This window comes from Sinomonas susongensis (assembly GCF_005877005.1).
GTDB lineage: Bacteria > Actinomycetota > Actinomycetes > Actinomycetales > Micrococcaceae > Sinomonas > Sinomonas susongensis.
Map to the genome: position 1 here is coordinate 400,638 of NZ_SSNH01000002.1, position 21,782 is coordinate 422,419.

General features: G+C 66.7%; 16 protein-coding genes and 1 tRNA gene. 1 reads left to right on the forward strand and 16 read right to left on the reverse strand.

Going from position 1 to position 21,782, the window contains the following annotated elements; genetic code table 11:
* Positions 1-17: 17 nt before the first annotated feature.
* The 6 genes from E6A21_RS04960 to mobF all read right to left on the reverse strand — a co-directional run bounded on the left by E6A21_RS04960 (position 18) and on the right by mobF (position 7,471).
* A complete protein-coding gene (locus tag E6A21_RS04960) occupies positions 18-224 on the reverse strand; it encodes a helix-turn-helix domain-containing protein (RefSeq protein WP_138443013.1) in 207 nt (68 codons plus the stop codon).
* 175 nt (positions 225-399) lie between these two features.
* The gene (locus E6A21_RS04965; RefSeq protein ID WP_138443014.1) at positions 400-588 is read right to left on the reverse strand and encodes a hypothetical protein; all 189 of its coding nucleotides are present in this window, start codon (positions 586-588) and stop codon (positions 400-402) included.
* 51 nt (positions 589-639) lie between these two features.
* Positions 640-972, reverse strand: a complete 333-nt coding sequence (locus tag E6A21_RS04970) for a GmrSD restriction endonuclease domain-containing protein (RefSeq protein ID WP_138443015.1) — start codon at positions 970-972, stop codon at positions 640-642.
* A gap of 473 nt (positions 973-1,445) precedes the next feature.
* Positions 1,446-3,224, reverse strand: coding sequence for a DUF4209 domain-containing protein (locus E6A21_RS04975; protein WP_138443016.1), 1,779 nt, complete (start codon positions 3,222-3,224; stop codon positions 1,446-1,448).
* Between the two features lie 54 nt (positions 3,225-3,278).
* The gene (locus E6A21_RS04980) at positions 3,279-4,160 is read right to left on the reverse strand and encodes a hypothetical protein (protein ID WP_138443017.1); all 882 of its coding nucleotides are present in this window, start codon (positions 4,158-4,160) and stop codon (positions 3,279-3,281) included.
* Between the two features lie 263 nt (positions 4,161-4,423).
* Positions 4,424-7,471 (reverse strand): MobF family relaxase, encoded by a 3,048-nt coding sequence (gene mobF, locus E6A21_RS04985; RefSeq protein ID WP_212745870.1) that lies wholly within the window; start codon positions 7,469-7,471, stop codon positions 4,424-4,426.
* Positions 7,472-8,000: 529 nt separating this feature from the next.
* On the opposite strand from mobF, the gene E6A21_RS04990 reads away from it, so the two are divergent.
* The gene (locus tag E6A21_RS04990) at positions 8,001-8,573 is read left to right on the forward strand and encodes a hypothetical protein (RefSeq protein ID WP_138443019.1); all 573 of its coding nucleotides are present in this window, start codon (positions 8,001-8,003) and stop codon (positions 8,571-8,573) included.
* Between the two features lie 254 nt (positions 8,574-8,827).
* Here E6A21_RS04990 and E6A21_RS04995 read toward each other — a convergent pair whose 3' ends face one another.
* The 10 genes from E6A21_RS04995 to E6A21_RS05040 all read right to left on the reverse strand — a co-directional run bounded on the left by E6A21_RS04995 (position 8,828) and on the right by E6A21_RS05040 (position 21,780).
* Positions 8,828-9,607: a hypothetical protein gene (locus E6A21_RS04995; protein WP_138443020.1), complete on the reverse strand. Its 780-nt coding sequence runs from the start codon at positions 9,605-9,607 to the stop codon at positions 8,828-8,830.
* Between the two features lie 142 nt (positions 9,608-9,749).
* A complete protein-coding gene (locus E6A21_RS05000) occupies positions 9,750-10,823 on the reverse strand; it encodes a patatin-like phospholipase family protein (protein ID WP_138443021.1) in 1,074 nt (357 codons plus the stop codon).
* A complete protein-coding gene (locus tag E6A21_RS05005; RefSeq protein WP_138443022.1) occupies positions 10,820-13,267 on the reverse strand; it encodes an anti-phage 6A-MBL system cap2_3 protein in 2,448 nt (815 codons plus the stop codon). The genes E6A21_RS05000 and E6A21_RS05005 overlap by 4 nt, the downstream gene beginning before the upstream one ends.
* Positions 13,264-14,571: an anti-phage 6A-MBL system MBL-fold protein gene (locus tag E6A21_RS05010; protein WP_138443023.1), complete on the reverse strand. Its 1,308-nt coding sequence runs from the start codon at positions 14,569-14,571 to the stop codon at positions 13,264-13,266. The genes E6A21_RS05005 and E6A21_RS05010 overlap by 4 nt, the downstream gene beginning before the upstream one ends.
* A 1,943-nt stretch (positions 14,572-16,514) precedes the next feature.
* Complete coding sequence (locus E6A21_RS05015; protein WP_138443024.1) at positions 16,515-17,699, reverse strand: tyrosine-type recombinase/integrase; 1,185 nt, start codon at positions 17,697-17,699, stop codon at positions 16,515-16,517.
* A gap of 4 nt (positions 17,700-17,703) precedes the next feature.
* Positions 17,704-17,946 (reverse strand): helix-turn-helix transcriptional regulator, encoded by a 243-nt coding sequence (locus E6A21_RS05020; protein ID WP_138443025.1) that lies wholly within the window; start codon positions 17,944-17,946, stop codon positions 17,704-17,706.
* Between the two features lie 179 nt (positions 17,947-18,125).
* Positions 18,126-18,202 (reverse strand) — tRNA-Pro (locus E6A21_RS05025).
* A gap of 113 nt (positions 18,203-18,315) precedes the next feature.
* Positions 18,316-19,851, reverse strand: coding sequence for a ribosome biogenesis GTPase Der (gene der / locus E6A21_RS05030; protein ID WP_138443026.1), 1,536 nt, complete (start codon positions 19,849-19,851; stop codon positions 18,316-18,318).
* Between the two features lie 34 nt (positions 19,852-19,885).
* Positions 19,886-20,698 (reverse strand): (d)CMP kinase, encoded by an 813-nt coding sequence (cmk, locus tag E6A21_RS05035; RefSeq protein ID WP_138443027.1) that lies wholly within the window; start codon positions 20,696-20,698, stop codon positions 19,886-19,888.
* A complete protein-coding gene (locus E6A21_RS05040) occupies positions 20,680-21,780 on the reverse strand; it encodes a prephenate dehydrogenase (RefSeq protein ID WP_138443028.1) in 1,101 nt (366 codons plus the stop codon). The genes cmk and E6A21_RS05040 overlap by 19 nt, the downstream gene beginning before the upstream one ends.
* Positions 21,781-21,782 lie beyond the last annotated feature (2 nt).

Consider the following 21,782-nt stretch of genomic DNA (forward strand, 5'->3'; position numbering starts at 1 on the left):
CGGCCCACCAACACTGCTCAGGGTCTTCCGCTGCCATCGCCTGCGTCCGAGATCGCGACCCCTCCGCTGCGGACCCAGGCGTCAACCTCGCTCGTCTGAAACTTCCAGAGCCTGCCGACCTTGTGGGCCGGCATGGAGCGTTCGGCGATCCAGATGTAGACGGTCTCCTTCGTCACCCCGAGGTAGCCTGCAATCGCTTCGGCAGAGAGCCACGGTTCACTCACAACAGCACTCCTCGGGACAGACAGCGGCCGTCCGGTCCCTGTCTGTGCCGATCTTACTGTGATCCGCACGGTCTGACTCGGTTAGACCGGGCTCGCCCGACGACGCACCTTGTCCCGGCAACGAGTGAAGGGCGACGTTCGACAAGGAGCCAGAGAAAAGACTGCAAGAGGAGCGTTACATCCCAAGTATCGCCTTCAGGATCACCGCCGCCGCGATCTCCGTGAGGATGTCGATGCTGGCATTGGCGACCATTTCCCAAATCTTCAGCCATCGCGTCTTCACCCTGCCGCTCGTGGCGTCAGCGATCTCGGCCTCGAGCTCCTCCAAGTCGGCTTCGACCAACTCCTGCGTCGTTGACGGCACCTTGTACGCCTCGATCAGGCTCCGGAGCGCTCGGCATGACCGAAGAGTCAACTAAACCTTCAGCAGTCCCGTGAGCCGCTGCTGGCCGTCGAGGATTGCGGTGACGGACTGGCCAGGAGCGATGTCCAACGTCGGGTTATGGCGGTTGCTGAACTCGTTGTACTCCCTGAGGAATCCGTAGAACCGAAACTTCTTGACGGTTTCCGGCTCGACCTTCCACGAGAGGAAGCCACCGATCGGGTACCCGCGCATCATCGAGTCGAGCAGTCCGATCACCTGTCCGGGCCTCCAGACGTACCCACGCTGGATCGCGGGCAAGATCAGGTCACCCTTCTGGATGCGCCGGAGTGTCTCTGCGATCGTTGTTGGCGGCAGGTATCCCATGTCACGGAACCCTACCGCGGAGGATTTCCCGCGACTGAGGACGGATCAGTGGTGTGCACGATCAGGTCCTGCAGACGCCACTGGAAGGCGGCGTTCGGTTCGGCCGCCAGGGTTCCCCTTGGAGGATTTTTGGCGCCTCCGGAAGACCGGGGAAAACCTCGCGTTTCCCCTGGCCATACAGGGAGTCGGGCGGCTTCCCCGTGTGGTTTCTACTTCGTCATTCCTAGTCGGTCACGGGTGTATCGGTGGGTATCTGGTGGTCTGGTAGCCTGACGGTGTCGACGGTCCATTGGCTAGGCCTCTAGGAGCTTCCCGTCCACCAACCACCGGCACCTCCGGCCAGCTTGACGTGGTCACCGTACGCGTATTTGTGGGAATCGGTATCCGACCGCTGCTACTTAGCCGATCACGGAACGCAGATACCTAGCGCTCAACCCCATGGTATGAAGTCGTGTCTTAGGTACCGGAATTGTCTAATGCGCGGGGGGCTCGGCAGCTTGGCTGTCGATGTCGTTGGGTGGGTCTTCTCGAAGTTGAACGCCTATGGCGAGGTAGAGGGCCGCGACGAGGATCAGCGCTGTGGCTAATTCGCCAACTTCCGACACGAATCCGTGCAGTAGTTCGTTTCTGAGGTTCTCCCCAATGGGGCTTGCGAGCAGCGTGGTGATGTAACGGCCCCATGACTCGTCCAGTCCAGCTTCGATTAGGCCCGGCATTAGGGCACCTAGCCCTGGGTACTGTCCGGGCGTCTTCTCTCTCTGGGTGCGGTAGACGGGCAGGGGGATCGCCAGGGTGATGGCGCGTGCGAGAGCTTCGACGCGGGGGGCCGTTGAATAGGCTGCGCCCTCAGCGTCACCTCCGAAGTGGCGCAGGAAGTCCCGTGCGAGGGCCCTCCCGAGAGCCTGCTGCACATGCGAATTCTTCGAGAGGAACGACGCCAGATCGTTCTCCGGGATCGGACCCCACTTCCGCCAGATGCGACGTAGAGCCTCTGCAATTAATGGGGCTTGAACGTGGGCAAGACGAATCTCGATTTCTGCGAGCTGCCATTCAATCTTTTCGTCCTCGCTGGATGCGGTGTATCTCGGCAGGCCGTCGCCTCCCAGCCGGACCTTAGGAAACAGCGCACGAAGCGGGGCGAGGCTCATTCCTTCTGCTACGGCTGATCGATTGGAATCAACATTGCCGGAAGGCGGAGCGGAAATGAGGAGACGTAGGGCATCGTGCCAGCTCGAAGCGCCTGTGATGTGGTCCAGATAGCCTTCTACAGCTTCCCTCGGGATCTCGATCGGGAGAGAGCTTCGGACAAGCCCGAGCTCGTCAACAGTGATGGCCTGTAGGGCGCCGGTGATCTCGTCGACCAGGTCGTTGAAGCTGTACTTGCGGGCGATCTTGACTGCCGTCTCGAGATGTGCCATTCGCACAGCGCCGCTGTTTCTCTCGGCTTCTGCTATCCAGGTTTGGACGGTGTCTCGACGAAGCTGTTCGCGCTGTTCGCGTGAGAGACCCGCCACCCGCAACTGCAGGTCGATCGCTGCGACGGTGATGAAGGTGTTGCCCGTGTAGACTGCGCGGGCCTTCTCCAGAAGGGGAAGGACTCGGTCGGCAGGGGCGGCGTCGTTGACGAGGATTTCGATCAGTCCCAGGACTACACCCGGCCCTGGGGATGTGCCATTCATTGCGCCTGCCGCCGCCTTCTCAGCGGCAGCGAGTGCGGCTTCGCTTTGATCAGTCGCCTTGATAAGCCGTGCGAGGTCGAGCGCACGGGCAAGGCTCTTGACGGCCGCAATGTTGGCTCGGAGCTTGCCCGCCTCGTCGAAGTGGTGCGTGGGCCGTGCAGGCACACTGAGATAGCTTTCGATTGCCGCGCGTGCGTGCTTGCCGGGGTGACCCCACTTTGCCTCGAATGCGATGTCGTTGAGCCGAGCGCGGGCGACTGGCTCCGTAACAGCATTTGCGACGGCTTCCCAAAGGGCACTTTCTTCGGGCGGCAGCTGGTCAAGGGGCGGGGGATATTGGGAACCATCGTTCAGGCTGATACAAGGGCCGAAGTGGCCTTCGCTCTTGCCGGATTTGGGCTTGGCCTCGCTGTACCCAAAGGCCATTGCCACGCTTCTGAGTGGGCCATTATCTTCGGGCAGGTGGAAGCGATCGACTAGTTCGTTGGCGTCGGCGGCCTGTTTCGCCGCAGCGTCAATCTGGCGAGCCACTTCGATCACCAAGTCCGGATCAAGCTCGTTCTCGTCATCCATCTGTCTTTCCCGCTTTTCTCCCACTGGACAGTACGGCGGTAGCCCAAAAGCAGGCTAGGTCCCGGCGAAGATGAGCTGAGCGAGGCTGGCCGCGGTACCAAGCGCGAGCACCGCGTTCTCCCGGCGCCAGGCGATGCCGCGCAGATGCGGGTCGGTGTGGCTGGCAGCCGAGTCGTAGTTGAAAAGTGCTTGGGTGAACTCTGTCATCTTCTCGAGAATGAACGCTTCGCGCTCGGGGAGCTCGCGTTGGGGCGGGTTCGGGTTGATCGTGGCCGGACGCATTTTGCGAAGCAGCTCGCAGGCCTCGCGTGATGCCTCGATGCTCGCTTTCAGGTTGTCGGGTGTGCCTGCGGTCAAGAGCTGCTTTGCTGTCGTGAGTCGGCTGATGACCGTTCTGTGCTCGTCGGTGGCCGCCTCGGTCGGGAGCGCGACCACGAGCGAGATGGCTGCGGCGAGGTGCCACTGTTCGAGGACATTCTGCATCCACTGGTGCGCGTCGATTCGGACCTCAGTCGGCTGTCCTGGGTAGGGGAAGCGGATGGGACGCTGGGGCTCGTCCCAGATGGGAAAGGTGGATCCGGGGCTGATCAGGGCGTACTGGACCTGCGGGCAGATCGTCAGATCCCCTCCGTCGCGGATCTTCTCGATCCGCTCGATCGCGGTGTCCGACAGTGTCCACTCCGCGTCGACCTTCGTCTTGCAAACGTTGCCGCCGCCGCGGGCTTCACAGCCGAGCTGTTTCAAGACTGGGGCAGCTGTGCCGAGGTTCAGGAGGCGTCCCGATTCGGCGCGGATGCCACCGGTAATCAGAAACAGCGCAGACGCCCCGTCAGACAGGCCGCCTGCCTCGAGATCGAAAGTGAGCCGCAGAACTGGCTCGGCCGCGGGAATTCCGCGCAGCTCGCCGGTCGTCGCGCTGATGTAGGAACCGCCCATGGGCACTAACTCTACGGGGGCCCGGCATGCTCGCATGAGAATCCTCACGATCCGACTCTGGAACTGAGAAGCGGTGTCTCAATCGTCTTTGCCCTTGCCTCCGCACGAAAGAGCTATGGGGTCGCCCGGAGCACAGCTCGTTACTTGCCTCTGATTCCGGACCCGTTGCCCCGGGTGCTTCTGAGAGTCAGCAATAATCGCTCCAGGGCCCACCTACAGCCGCGCCCATGCAGTGACCTCGCCACACCCCATTCGCTGCAGGCTCAGAGGCCCTGTCCGCTGGCTTCTCGGCCAGGTGCGCGCGCTCGCATGGTCGGGTGCTCAGCTTCGGCCTGCTGGGCCTTGCGGGCTGCGACCTTCTGTGCCTCGGTTGCGCGGGTGCGCTGGATGCGGGTGACGGCGTCGCGAGGGTTGAGTGACCTCAGCGCCTCGGCCTCGGTTCGTGCGTCTTGTGCGGCCTTTGTCCAACGACGGGCTTCGCGGTCGGGGTTGATGTGTTCGTATCGGGCGGCTGCGCGGCGGACTTGTTCGACGCCGAATACGCGGGCCATCGCGGCCAGTCTTTCCTCCCTGGGCGATGGTGTCGGGCGGCGTGTGCCCGTGGAGGCGAGGAGGTCGGCGACGTGGCCCCACTGGGTGGCCCTGCGCTCGGCGGCCTCGGCGCGGGTGGTGAGAGCGAGGATTTCGTCTCGTATCCGCCCGGCCCGGCCGACATCGACCAGCCCGCGGACCGCCTCCGCCGCACGTTCGCCGGCGACGGCGAGGCCGCGATCGGCGCGCTCGCGTTCCATCGCGGAGACAAACTGTTCACGGGCATCGGCGGGGTTCTCGGCGACGACGTGCAGCAGGTTCGTCTGGCGGCCGCGGGTCATGCCGACGTAGACGGCCGCCGCGCTGGTCTGGTCGGTGAGCAGCGTGTGCGAGGCCGCGACGGTCGTGCCCTGGACGCCGTAGGCGGTCGCCGCGTAGGAGAGGTGCGCATGCTCGGCCACGTAGCCGGCCGGGAGGTGGACGCTGGTGCTGTGCCTTCGGCCCGTGCCCGCCTCGCGCGCCCAGAGCGACCCGTCGGCGTCGACCTGCTGGACGGTCCAGGTCTGCCGGTTGGCGACCCCGAGCCGGGCGTCGTTGCGTCGGGTCTGGACCAGGTCGCCGGCGCCGATGCTCAGCCCGTCGCTGCCGGTGGCTGTGCGAGCGTCGTCGACGATGCCCTGCTCTACTAGGCGGGCGCGGATGCGCTCGTTGAGGGCGGTGGCCTCCTCGACGGTCGCGACAGTGATCGCCTCGCCGTCCCGGGCGGTGCCGGCGATGTGCGCCTGGGCGTCGGTCTTGCTCGCGTGGATGCGGACGAGTCCGAGCACGGCGAGCTGGTCGAACACGGCGCCGGGGTCGTGGCCGTCGCGGATCGCGAGCGTGAGGTCCGCGTAGGCGGGATCGGCGAAGCGGTGCACGCTGGTCATCTGCCAGATGCGGCCGCGGAGCTGGGCTGCCATGTCGAGCACTCCCCCGCGGCCCACCGCCGGGAGCTGCGCGCGGTCGCCGACCAGCGCGACGCTCGCTCCCGACTCCCTGGCAACGGTGAACAGGGCGAGGGCGCCGTCCTGGTCGAGCATCCCGGCCTCGTCGACGACAATCCGCTCGCCACGATCGATCCGCGCGGCGGTGGACGGGCCGTCGTAGCTGCGTCCGGTCTCGGGGTCGATCGCGCCGCGGGCAAGGCGGGTCCAGACGCCGTCGTCGTTCCACCGCCAGCCGTGCGCGTGCACGAGGGCGGCAACCGAGTCCGCGGGCACGCCGAGTTCCTCGGCCACGACCTGGGCGGCCTTCTTCGTCGGGGCGAGCACGCGCACCCGGCGCCCGTCACGCTCGGAGGCGGCGATCGCGGCGGCGAGCATCGTCGTCTTCCCCGCACCGGCCGCGCCCTCGACGACGACGAGCGGATCCGCCGAGGCAACAGCCGCGGCCGCGGCGCGCTGGTCCGGATCGAGGCCGTCGGCCTGGGCGAGGTGGCCGAGGTCGGGACGCTCGGGCTCGGCGTCGGCGCGGGCGGCGAGGAGGTCGCGGAGCCTCGTCTCGGCGCCGACCACGCGGACGCTCGTGAGGTGCGCGACGTGCTCCCGCGCTCGCTCGCCGGGCGGCAGGAGCGAGAAGCAGTCCTCCAGGGCGAGCCGGGTCGCGAGCCCGACGAACTCCCGCAGCTCGTCGCCGGCTGCTTGCACGCCGTGCTCGGTCACCAGGTGCGTGATGTGCTCGGTGACCGTGTGCATGGTCCATGCCGAGGCGCGGGCGGCGCAGCGGTCGAGGGCGCGGGCTGCGATCTTCTCGATCGAGAGGTCCTCGAGCGCAACCACCGTGGGCCGGGCCGGTCGCGTCAGGGTTGCGGGGTCGTATCCGGCCTGGCGGAGTTCGGCGACCCACGCGGCCTCCTCGACGAGGCTGGCCGGTTTCTTCGCGGGCCGCTCGTGCGCCCACGCCTTCGCCTGCAACCGCGCGGCGACCACCGGCCCGGGCGTCACGCCGGGGTGGGCGGCCTCCCACGCGGCGCTCAGGCGGTCGAGGTTCCGCTCCACCTGCGCGGCCCGCTTGCTCATCACCGCACTGAACGGCCGCAACTCGGCGACCTCCCCGGTGACCGGATCCAGCGTCAGCCCGTGCCGGTCCAGCACCCCTGCCAGCACCGGATGAGCGGCGATCACCGCGGTGCCGAGCGCGCGGATGGCGCCCTGCTGCGCGAACAGCGCCGCCGTGTCGAGCGCACGCCATGCGTCGCCCGCGCGCACGCGCGCGCCGAACTGGAGGTGGATGTGCCGGTGCGGGTCCCCGGCACGGCTCGTGCGGTGCGCCACCGCGACGGTATGCAGTTCCTCGACCGGGACAACCTCCTGCGCGCCGCGTACCCCGACCCGTGTCACCGAATGCCGGGCGAGCCAGCGGCGGATCTCCGCGGCGGCGTCCCGCTGCGCGACGTCGAGTGCGGCCGACACCCCGGGGTGCAGGGCCGCGGCGATGGAAAGCGACTTCGGGGCATTGACCACCATCTCCGCGAACCGCGGCGAACCCAGACGGCCCTCGCCCGCCCGCCGTGGGATACCCAGGTGTTCCCCCGTGACCGGGTGGACCCAGTCGACCCACCCCGCGTACGCCTCCGGGGCGAGCTCACGGATGGCCGTGACGTCGCCGTCGCGGTCGAGCTGGACGAACTCGGCCACGGCACCATTGCCGAGGTAGTAGTCGTCGGCGCGCAAGCGGTCGGACTCGACATACCGGCGCGCGGCCGCGCCGTCACCGCGGAACAGTGTCACGCCGCCCTTCACGCCCGCCTCCCTCACCTCTGTGAGAGACAGGTGCGCAGCGCCTACCGGCGGTAGCATGCGTCCATTCAGAAGAAGTTTCTCGGGAAGGGGGAACGTGTTCGGCAGGCACCAGACGTCAGCACAGCGTGATCACGACGACGTCCACCACGACCCTGTGTGCTGATCCGGGCGCTCTTCGGATGTTTCGATTGAGGTACCTCAGGGTGTATATGGCGTCGCATTATCTGCTCGAAAACGAGCACATAGGCGGGCCTGCGAATCCAGCATTCCCACCGCGATCACCACATGAGAGTCCGAGTGCTGGCCGCCCTCTGGGCCCCAGCACGCCCAGCTAGACCGAGGACTTCGACCTTTGAGCCTCCGCCAAAAAACGAGTACAGGCGAGTGTAGCCCGGGACTGCGGCGGTTTGGGAGAGTATGAAGGCTGACACGTGGAGGCCAGTTCAAAGGGGGCAGCAAATGTTTCTCAGTTCGTCAAGGGGCTCCGGTGGCCCACCATTTCCTGAGCTCGCCACCGTCTGGGGCTGACATGAGCGTCATGATCGTGGGCAAGGACCACGTTGACCTGCTGGTCACGGCCTTCATGACCATCCACCACTCCAAAGAGGCCCGAAAGGCGCAGGCGCGGATGGGAGACAATTACGGTCGGGGATTCATGGTGCAGAACCTCAATAGCTGGAACTACTGCCACCCAGAAGACAAGCGCACGAAGGTCCCCGAGTACCACTGGGACCCGGTGACGGAGTTCGTCGACGCCTGGTGGGAGCACGATGTCATCCCAGGGCACTACATGGTTCAGCTCCTCAAGGCGGTCGACTGGTACGAAGACCAGTCGAGCGAGCACCCCGAGTGGGACGAGAGCGAAAACGGAATTCGCAAGATATGCCGGGCACTCCGTGCGGTCTGCGCAGACACGTGCTTGGATAAATACCTCGACTGGCCCAAGGACGAGCGCCCCGAGGACGGGGGCAGGCTGACATGGAGGGGTTGGAACCTCGCAGCATGGCACTGGACCCGCGAGCACGGGTTCAGGGAGCCGCCAAAGGACGACTTCGAGGCGATTGTGGAGTATCTGGACCCTGACCCTTGGGGCAGGGTATAGATGAACGGCGCATGAGATCGCTCCTACTCGCAGGCCCAGCTTGGTGGTATGCGACGGTTCCTCGTTGCGGTTCTCGGCCATGTTCCCGAGCCGCTGCGGTCGACGGATGTGGTCCCCAAAGCGACCACCCGTATCTATCCGCTGCCCGACCGCCTGCCGACCTAGGACGAGCTGCCCCTCCACGACGACTGCCTGGGGCCAATCACACACATTGACCTGATCGAATATCGGTCGCGGCAGGAAGGGGTGCGGCGTCAGCCGTCCTGACGGAGGCCTTCGAACGGGACGTCGCACTGAGGAGCTGAAGGGCGCGCGGCCCACTCTTCTATCTCGACCTGCGGAATCTGCCACTGCCGTCCCCGGAATCTGTTGGCAGGCCATGCGACATTGTCGTCTCTAGCCACGATCGAATCCTCAAGCCAAGGCGCGTCGAACCCCGCCTCGGCAAGCGCTGCCCTCAGGGCTGCATCCAGTGATTCGAGCCATTCCTGCAACTCCTCCACGGTGAAGCCACCGACTGTCACCTGGTGCTTCGACACGCTGAACGACGCATGGAGTGCCATGGGTTCGTCGTTGTACCGCCTCCTCGCACTCTCCTCTTCATCCGGAGATGAGAGTCTCGCGATGAGGATCGCGTCGTCCATCGCCCGCCGGTGGTACTCGGTCTCCACCAGCTCACTGATCGATGATCCGCCCTCTTCGTCCCAATGCTCCATGACATTGCGGAGCAGGGTGATTGCCTTCCCGCCTGGCACCGCAGGCTTCAAGCCTGCAGGGAGCCTGTCGTGGGCACGCAGCGCGTTCCTCAACGCCACGAACAGGAACTGGTGCTCAGCAGCGACCTGCATGCTCAAAGCCACTGTGGGGACACGGAACGGCCGTTGTGGGTCGAACGGCGGCTGGTCATCGAGGCTGTCGCGCCATCTTTGAGCGAGCAGGGGCTCCTTGTGGCCCTCAAGGTCTGCACGCATCGACGCGTCGAAGTACGCCGCATAGAGCTCGGCGGCAGCGTGCTCGAACCGCGCGCCCTGCATGCGCGCGGCCTCCGTCCATTGCAGGCCGCCGCGCCAGACGATGTGGTCTTCTTGCTTCCGCGCCTTGCCCATGCCCTGATGCTGTCACGTTCTGTGTGAAAATACCCCCCTCCCGCCTACGGGTTGTGCCCTCTCTCTGAAATCAGCGCAAGTTCGGAGCGTGCTGTGCGATCACCAGTCTCGTCAGTTGCTCGCCTCGAATCGTTATTGCGTCGAACATCGCATCAGACATGGCCGCAAAGTCTGTCGGGCAGCGGCGGGCGACGTCACGCGGCACGAGGTCGGCGAGCGGGCGCACCAAATGGTCGCGCATCCCGAGGTACACGTGGACGAAACCGTCGAGTCCATTTCCGGCGGCGAGGTTCAGGAGGGCCCGTCCGGAGTCTTGGACACGCCCGTGCGAGATCGTCAGCGTCTGCCTCAACCGGTTCATCAGGTACTGCGCGGGCTTTGCCGTCTCTCGTCCGCGACCGGAGTCAACTGCGATCACATAGTCGAGGTCGTATACATGGGCCGTGTGCTTCGACGACCGCCCAGGAAGCAGTGGTGTGATTCCGAGGTTGTCGTAGACACCCCCGTCGGTCATCGAAAGGCGTTGAACTGTCCTGCTGCCGGTGTCGAATGCCTCGAACGTGTAGTTGCGTACTAGTGCCGGCAGGAGTGCGGGGAAGGCTGCTGATGCCGCTACCGCGTCGGCGACCGGAACGGCGTCGGTGATCCGACCGTATGGTGAGCTGGAAGAAACACGGCTGCCGAACCGGACCGCGTTCGCCGTGGCTAGGTCCGTGGCGGAAATGATCGCGTCGAGGTTGGGGTGGGTGACCTCATTCATCAGTCGCTGCCCAAAGTCTCGATGCTTGACCGCTTGGACTAGGGATTCCGTCCGGCTGAAGCTTCGCCCGGTGCCGATGTTCCTCCAGCTTGCTGCGGTCCGGATTGTCCGGGCTGCGTGAGCGAGCGAGAGCGTCCGTTTCAGCAGTTCTCGCTGCAGCCCTTGACGTAGGATCTTCGTCACGGTGTCGTCGAAATCGGCGAATTGCTCCGGTCCGTAGGCCCACATGGCTGTGAGCAGACTGCCCCCGCTGATGCCAGAGACGACTCGGACGTGGCGGAGCAGGTCGCGGTCGTGCAGGGCGCGCATCGCGCCGAGGCCGAACGCCGTGGCTCGGAATCCTCCACCGGAGAGGGCAAGGCCAATTCGTGGTTCCCGGGTCATCCCTGCGTCCTGTTCCTCCGCTGCGAGCCAGTGGCATAGCCGAAACCGCCGGGGTAGAACTTGATGCCAGCGGGCATCCCGAGAGCCGTGCTTTCGGTCGGCCTAGGCATGCCCTGGTCCACGATTTCGGCGTACAGGGCCGGTTCTGCGTCCGAATCGACGAACCCCGTCCATTCGCCGTTGTCTCCGGCGAGGATGAGCATGATTGCCCTTGCGCCGCCGGTGAAGGTGAGGATCTCTGCAATGCCGTTCTCGTCGGTCTCGCTCGGGCGCGCTTTCCCGTATGGATGGGTGTGCCATATGCCGATGAATCCGGTTGCCCCGCCGGACCGATTTCTGTAGTAGTCGACGGTTTCCTGGGTGCCGGCGGTCCCGTGCTGGAAGTAGAGGGAGGAAAGACGGCTGTCTGGCGGTGGGCCTACTGCGGCGTCGATGAATACGATGCGGGTGGCCTCGTCGATTCGGCCGAGAAGCATTCCGCCTGTCTCGACGTTCCTGTTGCGCACTCGGGCACCTCGCCGGGCTTCGGAGCGCATCTCCGCCACGGCTGCTGCAGAGACTCGAATCTGGTATGTGCCGGACTGGTCCTTTACAGCCCAGTCTGGCTCCCATCGCAGGACGCTCACGGCGGGCGGTGTCGTCGACGGCAGCCTGACGGCTGCGGCGGCGAGTTGCGCCGGCGTCGTGGCAAGCGCGGCAAGCGCCGCGTCAAGCATCATGGTCGCCAGCGCGGTCACCTCGTGGAACGAACCGACAAATGTTGGCGAGGAACAACCCGGCTCCGGGAAGAACAGGTCCGTGCGCGGCTCCGCTGGGAAGAGGTCATCGAGGACATCACGCCACTCCCGGAGCCCTTCGCTTTGAGCTCGAACTGCGGCCCTGCGGAGGACATCGGCCCCGCCGGCGGTTGCGCTTCTCGGAGACACGGCGACGACTCCGCGTTTCGCCTCGTGCCCGATCAGTACTGTCACGAGGTCAGGCCATGACCCCATGGCATCGGCGGCGCGAGCTCGCTCGATCGCAGAGCGGACACCGGCATCGGCGGTCGCGTCGATGATGAGGTCGTATCCGACGACAGCAGTGGAGCCAGCTATTTCGTCGATCGCGTTCGCGACGGCGGGCTCGACGCTTAGACCGCGGCGGATTCGGCTGAGGCGCGCCGAGAGTGCCTCAGCCTTCGGCGCCCCGATGTCGGCGTCCGAGTAGGCCTGGCGGACGAGAAGGCCCGGGGTGACCAGTCCGCTGTCGACAACCTTGAGTGACGCAGCTCCGGCGCGGACGACGGATTCGGCGATCGGAGCGCCGAGAGCACCGCAGCCGAGAATGAGCACACGCTTGCCTGCGAGGAACCGGGCGGGCGTAGTCTCGTCGCGACGATGTGTCACTTCGGCGCGGTCCTCGAGCACGCGCATCCATGCAGTCTCCGCGAACCCGAGCCACCGGCGCGCCAGATCCATGATCTCGTCAGTGACGTCCGTGAGCACACCGTTGATGGTCTCAGCGAGAATTCGTGCGAGTTGAGACCCGATTTCATCGAGCTTCCACCCGGAGATGTGAGCAAGGAGCCTGGTACCTTCCAAACGCCTGCTGGGCGTCGCCAGCAGGACGATACTCGCGAAACGGGGGTCGTCATTGTCCGCTGAGGCGAGGCACCGAAGGTAGCCGTTGATCATGCCGGCTCGGGCAATCCAGCGCAGCAGCTCTTCCTCGGACGCTCCCTGCTCAATCAAACCGCTGATCAGGGCGGAGGCAGCAGAAGGATATTCGAATCCGATCTGTCCATTGAACAACATGACGGGTGCCACGAAGTACGGCCGGCCGTCAGGGTCGACGTTGATGAACTCGTCCGCTAGGACTCGGTCGATGACGGCACTGTAGTCCTGCCATTCAACGACGTCGACGCGGTCGCCTTCGCGCACGCACCAGGCAAGCACGAACTGGGAGCTGTCCTTGCCCCCATCCCGCCACGGGACTCGATCACCGAGGTCGGGGTGCACGACGAGGGTGCCAGCCTCCTCTGTCTGGTAGGCGACCGGTGGGTGTAGCGGCTGACCGTCCGGGTCGAGGGTGCCTTCAGCTGCCCGCTGCAGCCACTGCACAAGCCGAGTGATGAAACCGCGCATGCCGTCGGACGGATCCCATTCGACGGACGGCGCCGCGTAGATGCACAGGTGGTAGGCCCATTGCACGTGCGCTGTGCCGGCCCAGCGACGATGGCGAACGTTGACCGACGGAACGGTGAACGGGTACGTGTCCTTTACGGAGATCACGAACTGTTCGCGGTTGCGGAGCGCTATCCCACCGGGCTGACTCGGTATCCCGCTGGTGTCCAGGGAAACGCGGAAGTTCGTCCACCCGTCGCGCTCGGTAATCGTCAGCAGCTCGACAGCGCCGCCACTGCTTGCTTGGAGAGCGCGGAGCTGTTCCTCCGCTTGCCTGTTCACCCGCCGAAGCCGACCGCGGTTCGCGGAGCACTTTCACCGCCACGGTCAGCGGCGATGCCCTGCTGCACGCGTTCCGGTCCAGTGCGCCGATCCGACGCCGCCGCGGATCCGCGGGCCGCTGCAGCGGACTTGGCGACGAGCGTGGCCGCAGCAGCAATCCGGCCAAGACGGCGGGTATCCGACTTGGTCAGGCCAGTCGCGAGCACAGCGTTGGCGGAAGCTTCCACGAGCTCGTCCCGCACGATCGCCGCTCCCTCTGCCGTGACGCCGAAGACGACCGGGGAAGGTTCATTCACGTCCAGCCAGGACATGGTGTTGATCAGCTCGTCGACGATCTCTTCGTAGCGGTTGGCCGCCTTCCGGTGTGGCGGATTCATCCCTGGCTCATCCATTTCCGGAAACACCGCGCTGCTGCTGATCACGACCGCGTTCGGCCGCTGGTACTTCTGGAAGAAGTCCATGACATCACCTTGATACTCGTCATCGCCTTCGATGGAGCGCAGGTACATGACGTACTTCGAGCAGTGATGCGGAGCAAGCAGCACATCCCACTCCAAGTACTGAGGACGTTCGTGGTGCTCGCTGTAGGAGAAGATCTTGACGATCGTGTCATGAGCAAGGTCACCGAACAGCAGCAGCCTTCCGTCACGCCCAGACTCGTCGGTCAAAGTGACCTGCATTGCCAGCGACGTCTCGTTGCGTGCCGCAGCCGCATCGGCCGCGAACGGGGCGTGGATGAACGCTTCAAACAGACCAGTGCAGTCGTGGCCGTCGAGCACGCTGATCGAATGCCCGGGGCCCGACAGGTACTCGGCGGGGAGATCGTTGTACGCGTGCTCAGACTCGCCGTCATAGCCGATGACCACGATGCGGTTGCCGCTTCCAGGATCCCCGTCGGCCTTCCTTGTCGCCTCGACGCGACGTTCGGCCTCCTCTTGGAAGGCGCGCGCGTCGTCGCAGAGCCCATCACCGTCAGGGTTGTCGGTGTACTCCCGCCAGAGCCGTGGAGTCGCCCACAGCTCACCGATAGTGACCTTCGAGAGAAGGTCCGCGAACCCAAGACAATGGTCCTTGTCTGCATGTGTAAGAGCAAAAACCGAGAGATAGGGCTTGCCATCGACCCTCGGAAGCGACTCTGCAAGTTCGTCGACGACCGGCACTTCCGGCGTGTCATCCTGGTCAGCCTTGGCCATGTCGTGCAGGTCGATCTGCATGACGACTTCCTCGTTGATCACCAGCGTGGTGCTGTCACCAGTACCAACCGGCCAAAACACCGCTCCGCGCTCGGGCAGTTCCGTGGTCATGCGGTCTCCTATACGATTCTTCGATTCGAAGCGTGGACAAGACGGATATTATCCGCAGCCACCGACATTCCCTCCACGAACCAGCGGACGGTACAGGCCCATTCACGCAGCACGGACGCGGCACGAGGCATTGTCGCCGCCGTCCGGGAGTGCCGGGACATAGGAGTGGTTCAGCAGCCAGCCAGCGGATGGGGTATGCAGTCAGCGGATGAGCCCGAAGAGAATAGGTCAGTAGCGGAACCAGATTGTGACCCCGGCGTCGCCGACACGTCAGCCATCGGCCGCAGCCGCCGCTAGGAGCGCGACGTTCATTCACATCGAGACCCCGGATCACGACACCCACTGACATCGGCGGCGACGCCCCTCGATGTGCAGGGGTGCGGGAAGAGACGCCGCGGGACCACGAACTCGGACTCACGCACCCTAGAGGATAAGCGCCCCATAGTCCTCACCGATTCTCTAGTGGCTGCCGTGGTCGGTCGCGGATCGGTGCGCCTGCCCATCGACGAGGTCTGAGCGGGCAACGACGTGGCTCGGCGGCCTCGAGATCGATCTCCATGGCGAGCATGGCCGCAGCAGCTGGTCCAGGGAGTGGCTTGCCACCCAAGGGCGTGAGTAGAAGAGGCCGCGTGCTTCGGCTTCCGCCGGTGACGGTGTGCGGTCTCAAGGGCGCAGGCCCAAAGGGCGGCCTATCGAGGGGTCGGGATGGGTGGGCTGAGCATGTCTGGTGCATGGCGCCGTACCGATCACGATTGCCGGGGAGCGCGTGTGCACCTATCAGCTGGGAGGTGCCGCCTTGATGGACACCACTAGCCGCAAACGGCGGAACTGGTACGACTTCACCCTGCTGGGATGGCCAGCGGCCGCAGCGCATGCAAGGGTGGAATGCAACTGCGCCAGGCTCATAGAGGCCTCCTCAAGGGCCTCGACTCTCGAGGTCCCTGCGCCGCGGCTTCCACACCTAAGCGCCACCGGACATTCCGGCACGAGGTGGCTGGCGATGCGGCGCGCCGTGCTCCGCCACCCCGACCCTGCCCTGACGCAGTCTGCCGCAGGGCGGGGCGTCCCGCTGTGGCTGACCATCGGCGAACCGCTCAGCGACCTCCTGGCCGACCACGCCCTGCTAGCCGAGAACGGCACGCGTCGTCAGGAGGTCTCAGAGTTCAGCGGCATCGGGAATAACCCCAGGTCACACGGTGGGGCCACCGTGGCCCCACCGTCACGGTCGAACGGCAAGCCGCGGGAACAGTCCGCGCGCTGGACAACTGGCCGAAACGTGTACATGAGCCTGGACAGCATCGGCGAAGTGCGGTGCCCGCCGAGGATCCCAACCAACCCGCTGCGCTCCGTAACCGCGACTTTGGAACTGGTGGGGATCGGGTGCGGAACTCGAGGAGCGGGCCCCCGACCGGCCTGGAAGATCTTGCCGCCGCGGTGCGCGCGTCCGTGCCGGACAGAAACGCGGCAGCCACCCCCGCCTGCCGACACGCGCCGCAGTGGCGATGACCGTCCGGGCGTTCGTGCTGACGACGTCGCCGAGCATGCTGCGACGGGGCGGCGTCGCGGTTCGCCGTCTGCAGGCATAAGCCCAGGTCGCACGGTGCCGCCACGGTGGCGGCACCGTCGAGGCAATCGCAGCCCGACTAGCCCGTGTGCCCTTTTGCTGGCGCGGGCGCGGAGAATGGTCGGAAACTCCATCGTCGGCATCGTCCTCGGCGAGCCTCCGGCCCTAAGGACTTGCTCGAAATGGCCACCCTCATCAGCGAACAGGCCACCGCGGCTCTACCGCCACAGGAGAGCACGGCACCGCTGTGTACAGCCTCTCCCGTCCCACGAGTCCCCTCCTGCCTCCGATACGATCCTTGCCCACGCCGGGCAGGGCTCTCGTCCCGTCGCACCGCGAACTACCCCAGCGTCGCACGCGGGCAGGCGGCCGGGGAAGGTCACAGCTCGTCCTTCGCGAACGCGCGCTCGAGCATCTCGGCGGTGGCGGGGTTCACCATCTCGTTGCGGCGGATGTAGTGCGCGACGGTGATCTTCGGGTCGGTGTGGCCGAGCAGCTCGGCGGCGAGGTCGACCCCGGCCTCGGCGCTGATCGCGGTCGCGACAGTCCTCCGGAACATGTGCGGGGTGACCCCGGTGATCCCGGCGAGGTCCATCACATGGCGGAGCTGGCGGCGTACGTTGTTCGTCGTCAAAGGCGTGCCCTCCCGGCTGCAGAACAGCAGCGCATCCAGGGACGGGTCCTCGAGCTTCGCCAGCCGGCGCCGTACCGCCTCGGCCGTGAACGACGGGACGGCCACAGTGCGGCGCGACTTCGCGGTCTTGGGGTGGTCCTGCCGCAAGGTCGGCTCGCCCCGGTGGCTGACGATCGTCCCGGCGATCCGGATCGAGGGCAGGGCACCGGTGATGTCGATGTCGCGGCGGCGGACGGCCAGGACCTCCCCGATCCGGGCGGACGTGCCGAGCATGACCTCCACGATCGCGCTCAGCTGGCCGTCCGGCCTCGGCCCCGAGGGCGATCGGCCGGCCTCCCAGTAGGCGACCGCGGCGCGGATCGCGTTGACCTCCGCGGGGGTGAGCGCGTCCGGGGTCGTGGCCGGGCGGTGGAGGCGGGAAACGTGGTCGACCGGGTTGCGCGGCAGCACCTCGTGCCGCACGGCCAGGGCGAGAGCGAGCCGGAGCACGACGCGGGCGTGCTTGGCCTTCGCGTAGGACTGTTTCGCGAGCTGCTTGAGGAACTGGTCGCAGCGGGCGACGCCGATCTCCCTGAGGGTGAGCCCGGCGAAGGCGGGGAGCACGAGGCTGCGCATGTCGCGCTCGTAGAGCTGTCGGGTCGCGGTCGCGAGCCGGCCCTCGAGGTCGATGTCCTCGAGCCAGTACTCGACCAGGTCGGGGAACGGGCTGTCGGGCGCGAGTGTTCCGGTCGTCGGGGCGAGCAGGTTGCGTTCGGCGCATTTGGCCTTCAGCGCGCGGGTTGCGGCCGCGGGGCTCTCGGCGCTGGCCTGGACGAGCCGCGCGACGCCGTCCCAGTCCCGGTAGCGGGTGCGGGCCTCGAACCGTCCGCTCGGAAGGCGCCGGGCGGTGATCTCGCCGTAGGTGCCGATCGCCAGGCGCGGGCGGCTCATCGCGTCACCGTCGATCCGGCGACGGCGAGGACGACGGCGCGGGGGCGCGCTGCGCCTCGATCCAGGCGGTCACGTCGTCCACGGCGAACTTGAGGTGCTTGCCGAACCGGTACGCGGCCGGCCCAAGGCCGCGGGCGCGCCAGTCGTAGATCGTCGAGACCGGGACGCCGAGGTAGGCCGAGAGTTCGCGGATGCCCAGCAGCGGCGGCAGTCCGGGAGGTGGCGGGAGGGGTGCTGGAGCAGTCATGCCCGGCAGGTGCACCGGACGTCCCGGGCCGACCGTGAGCGTCCGGCAGGAACGCCGCCGAGCCGAGCAAGGGGGCCGAGAGGGCACCCTGCGGAAGGGGTTTTTGATGGGTTCTTGATGGCCGGTTCAAATCTCACCTACGCAGAAGCCGCGGGAACCCTTGGGTTTCCGCGGCTTCGTGGTCGGGCTGACAGGATTTGAACCTGCGACCCCTTGACCCCCAGTCAAGTGCGCTACCAAGCTGCGCTACAGCCCGAAGATTGCCTGACCGTTCTCGCTGTTCGCGCCCGTTCAAGCAACCGCTTCAGCATAGCGGAAGGGGCCCTTGAAGGCGAATCGAAACGCCCCTCATCCGCCCTCCCCGAGGGGCTACTTCTTCCGCGAACGCTTCTCCCGGACGCGCATGCTGATCTCGATCGGGGTGCCCTCGAAACCGAACGTCTCGCGCAGTCTGCGCGTGATGAAACGGCGGTAGCCCGGGTCGAGGAAGCCGGACGTGAAGAGGACGAACTTCGGGGGTCGGCTCTGGGCCTGGGTGCCGAAGAGGATGCGGGGCTGCTTGCCTCCGCGCACGGGGTGCGGGTGCGCGGAGACGAGCTCCCCGAGGAACGCGTTGAGCTTGCCCGTCGGGATGCGGGTGTCCCAACCGGCGAGGGCCTTGTCGAGCGCGGGGACGAGACGATCGCGGTGCCAGCCCGTCTTGGCCGAGAGGTTCACGCGCGGCGCCCACTCGACGTGCGCGAGGTCCTTCTCGATCTCGCGTTCGAGCCAGCGGCGACGCTCGTCGTCCATGAGGTCCCACTTGTTGAACGCGATGACGAGGGCCCGGCCGGACTCGATGGCGAGGTTGATGATACGGATGTCCTGCTCGGCCAGGACCTCGTCGGCGCTGAGGAGGACGACGGCGACTTCCGCCTTCTCGAGGGCGGCTTGCGTCCGCAGCGAGGCGTAGTACTCAGCGCCCTTGGCCATGTGCTGCCGGCGGCGGATTCCCGCGGTGTCGACGAAGCGCCAGACCCGTCCGCCGAGTTCGATGAACTCGTCGACCGGGTCGCGCGTCGTGCCGGCAAGCTCGTTGACGACGACGCGCTCCGAGCCGGCGAGCTTGTTCAGGAGCGAGGACTTGCCCACGTTCGGCCGCCCGATGAGCGCGACACGGCGGGGGCCGCCCGAACGCTCGAGGCCGGCGATCGCGGAGAACTCCGGCAGGACTTCCAGCGCCGCGTCGAGGAGGTCGGCGACGCCCCGGCCGTGCATGGCCGAGACGGGGTACGGCTGGCCGAACCCGAGGCCCCACAGGGCGGCGGCATCCGCCTCCTGCACAATGTCGTCCACCTTGTTCGCAACGAGCAGGACAGGCTTCTTCGACTTGCGCAGCATGCGCATCACGGCTTCGTCGGTCGCCGTCGCGCCGACCGTCGAGTCGACGACGAACAGGACCGCGTCGGCCATGCGCACGGCGATCTCGGCCTGTTCCGCCACTGAGGCGTGGATGCCACGCGCGTCGCGCTCCCAGCCGCCGGTGTCGACGAGCGTGAACCCTCGCCCGTTCCATTCGGCAGGATAGGAGACGCGGTCGCGCGTCACCCCGGGAACGTCCTCCACCACTGCCTCGCGGCGGCCGAGGATACGGTTCACGAGCGTGGACTTGCCGACGTTCGGTCGGCCGATGATCGCGAGGACCGGATCCATGCGCGTGGGAGCATCGGCGTCCCACTCTTCGCCGTCCAGGGCGAGGAGGCGCGCGTCCTCCTCGTCGAGCTCGTAGTCCTCGAGCCCGGCCCGGAGGGCCGCCGCCCGCTGCTCGGCCTCGTCGTCGCCCATTGTCGCGAGGCGCTCGGCGACTTGGTCGCCGCCCTCGGGCTCGTACTCTTCAGCGGCGATGTCGCCTACGGCGTCGCTCATGCTGACTCTCCTTCGTTGATGTCAAAGCGGCGGGTCAGTGCCCGGCCTGGGGTGCGGCAACGGCCGCGTGGACGACTGCGAGGACCGCCTCGACGGTCTCCTCGAAGTCGAGGTCTGATGAATCGAGGGTGAACACGCCGTCCGCGGCCTGGGTGAAGCTCGCGACGGTCGAGTCCTTGAGGTCCCGCCCCACGACCTGCTCGTGCAGGTCCTCGGCGGTCTGGGTGCCGCCGAGCTGGAGCCCGCGGCGCCGCATCCGCGCTTCCTCGGACGCCGTCAACAGGAGCCGCACCTCGGCGTCGCGCGCGACCACCGTCGTGATGTCCCGGCCCTCGACGACCATGCGGCGGCCATGCACGGCGATGAGGGCCCGCTGGCGCCGGATGAGCTCGTTGCGGACCCCGAGGTTGGTCGCCACCGCGCTGACCGACTGCGAGATCCGCGGCTCGCGGATCTCCGCGGTCACATCGTGGCCCCGGACCGACACGCTCTCGTGGTCGGCGCTCGTGCTCAGCTCGAGGTCGAGCGCGCGGGCCGAAGCTTCCACAAGTGCACCGTCAGTCAGGTCGAGTCCGCGATCGAGGCAGTCCCACGTCACCGCGCGGTACATCGCGCCGGTGTCGAGATAGGCGAGGCGAAGGCGGCGAGCGACCTCCTTGGAGACGCTCGACTTGCCTGAGCCGGACGGGCCGTCGATCGCGACGACGAGCGGGCGCCCGACGCGAAGCGGCTCCTCCCCGGGCACGGGCGTGTAGCGCACGGTCGTTCCCCGCGCGGAGCTCGTCGAGCTGAACTCCGCGCCGGTTTCCGAGCCGCGCCCAGAGTCAGTCACTGCAGCACCCGCCATCCCCGCTCCTCCAGTTCCGCTACCAGTTCATCGTGCTTGCTCGGGAGCACGGAGATCTCCACCATGCCCACATTCCGCCCCGACGAGTGGTCGAGGCGCAGATCCTCGAGGTTCACACCGATCTCGCCGATCTCGGTGAGCAGCCTCGCGATCTGCCCGGGCCTGTCGTCGACGAGCACCGTGAGCCACGAAAACGCCTGCGGCGGCCCGCCGTGCTTGCCGGGTATACGTGCCTGGCCCGCGTTGCCCTCGCTCATGAGCTGTGCGAGGTCGAGCCGCGCACCCGGTGCTGTCGGATCCTCGAGCGTGCTGATGAGCCGCTCGACGTCCTCCCGCACACCGTACAGGTGCTTGACGAGCTTGTCCGCGTTCGCCCCGAGGATCTGGATCCAGAGTCCGGGATCGCTCGCCGCGATGCGCGTGGTGTCCCGCAGCCCGTTCCCCGCGAGCGAGAGCAGCCGCAGGTCAGTGCCCTGAAGCCGACTTGCGAGGAGCGAGGACATGACCTGCGGTAGATGGCTCACGAGCGCCACCGCCTCGTCGTGCTCGTCGGCGTCGAACTCCATGACGGTCGCTCCCAGGTCCGCGCCCAGCGCCTTGGCGAGGCGCACGGCGTCGTCCGAAGCCTCCCGGTGAGCGCACACGACCCACGGCATCGACGTGAAGAGCTCGCCGCGGGCGGCGACCGGTCCCGACTTCTCGCGGCCCGCCATCGGGTGCGTGCCCACGTACCTCGAGAGGTCGGCAGGACGCCGGCGCAGTTCGTCGAGGATCGCGGACTTCACGCTCGCGATGTCCACGACGACGGCGTGCGGCCAGCGGGCGAGGGAGCGCTCGACGACGTCGGCCGTCACGTCGGGCGGCGCGGCGACGACGACGAGCTGCGGCTCGGCGCCACGGTCCGCGTCGAGCTCGGCGACGGGCCGACCGGCGCCGATGTCGACAGCCACCGCCTGATGGGTAGGCGAGGGATCTTCGAGGAAGACGGGGACGCCGCGGTGCTCGAGCCCGAGTCCGATGCTCGTGCCGAGGAGGCCCGTGCCGATCACGACGACGGGGCCGCCCAAGTGCGTCTGGGCCATCC

Excerpts from the sequence above, each read along its gene's own strand:
- E6A21_RS05010 (WP_138443023.1), bottom strand. The coding sequence starts at position 14,571 with ATGACCACGGAACTGCCCGAGCGCGGAGCGGTGTTTTGGCCGGTTGGT.
- E6A21_RS05040 (WP_138443028.1), bottom strand. The coding sequence starts at position 21,780 with ATGGCCCAGACGCACTTGGGCGGCCCCGTCGTCGTGATCGGCACGGGC.
- E6A21_RS04990 (WP_138443019.1), top strand. The coding sequence starts at position 8,001 with ATGAGCGTCATGATCGTGGGCAAGGACCACGTTGACCTGCTGGTCACG.
- E6A21_RS04970 (WP_138443015.1), bottom strand. The coding sequence starts at position 972 with ATGGGATACCTGCCGCCAACAACGATCGCAGAGACACTCCGGCGCATC.
- E6A21_RS04975 (WP_138443016.1), bottom strand. The coding sequence starts at position 3,224 with ATGGATGACGAGAACGAGCTTGATCCGGACTTGGTGATCGAAGTGGCT.
- E6A21_RS05020 (WP_138443025.1), bottom strand. The coding sequence starts at position 17,946 with ATGACTGCTCCAGCACCCCTCCCGCCACCTCCCGGACTGCCGCCGCTG.
- E6A21_RS05015 (WP_138443024.1), bottom strand. The coding sequence starts at position 17,699 with ATGAGCCGCCCGCGCCTGGCGATCGGCACCTACGGCGAGATCACCGCC.
- cmk (WP_138443027.1), bottom strand. The coding sequence starts at position 20,698 with ATGGCGGGTGCTGCAGTGACTGACTCTGGGCGCGGCTCGGAAACCGGC.
- E6A21_RS04980 (WP_138443017.1), bottom strand. The coding sequence starts at position 4,160 with ATGGGCGGTTCCTACATCAGCGCGACGACCGGCGAGCTGCGCGGAATT.
- E6A21_RS04995 (WP_138443020.1), bottom strand. The coding sequence starts at position 9,607 with ATGCAGGGCGCGCGGTTCGAGCACGCTGCCGCCGAGCTCTATGCGGCG.
- der (WP_138443026.1), bottom strand. The coding sequence starts at position 19,851 with ATGAGCGACGCCGTAGGCGACATCGCCGCTGAAGAGTACGAGCCCGAG.
- E6A21_RS05000 (WP_138443021.1), bottom strand. The coding sequence starts at position 10,823 with ATGACCCGGGAACCACGAATTGGCCTTGCCCTCTCCGGTGGAGGATTC.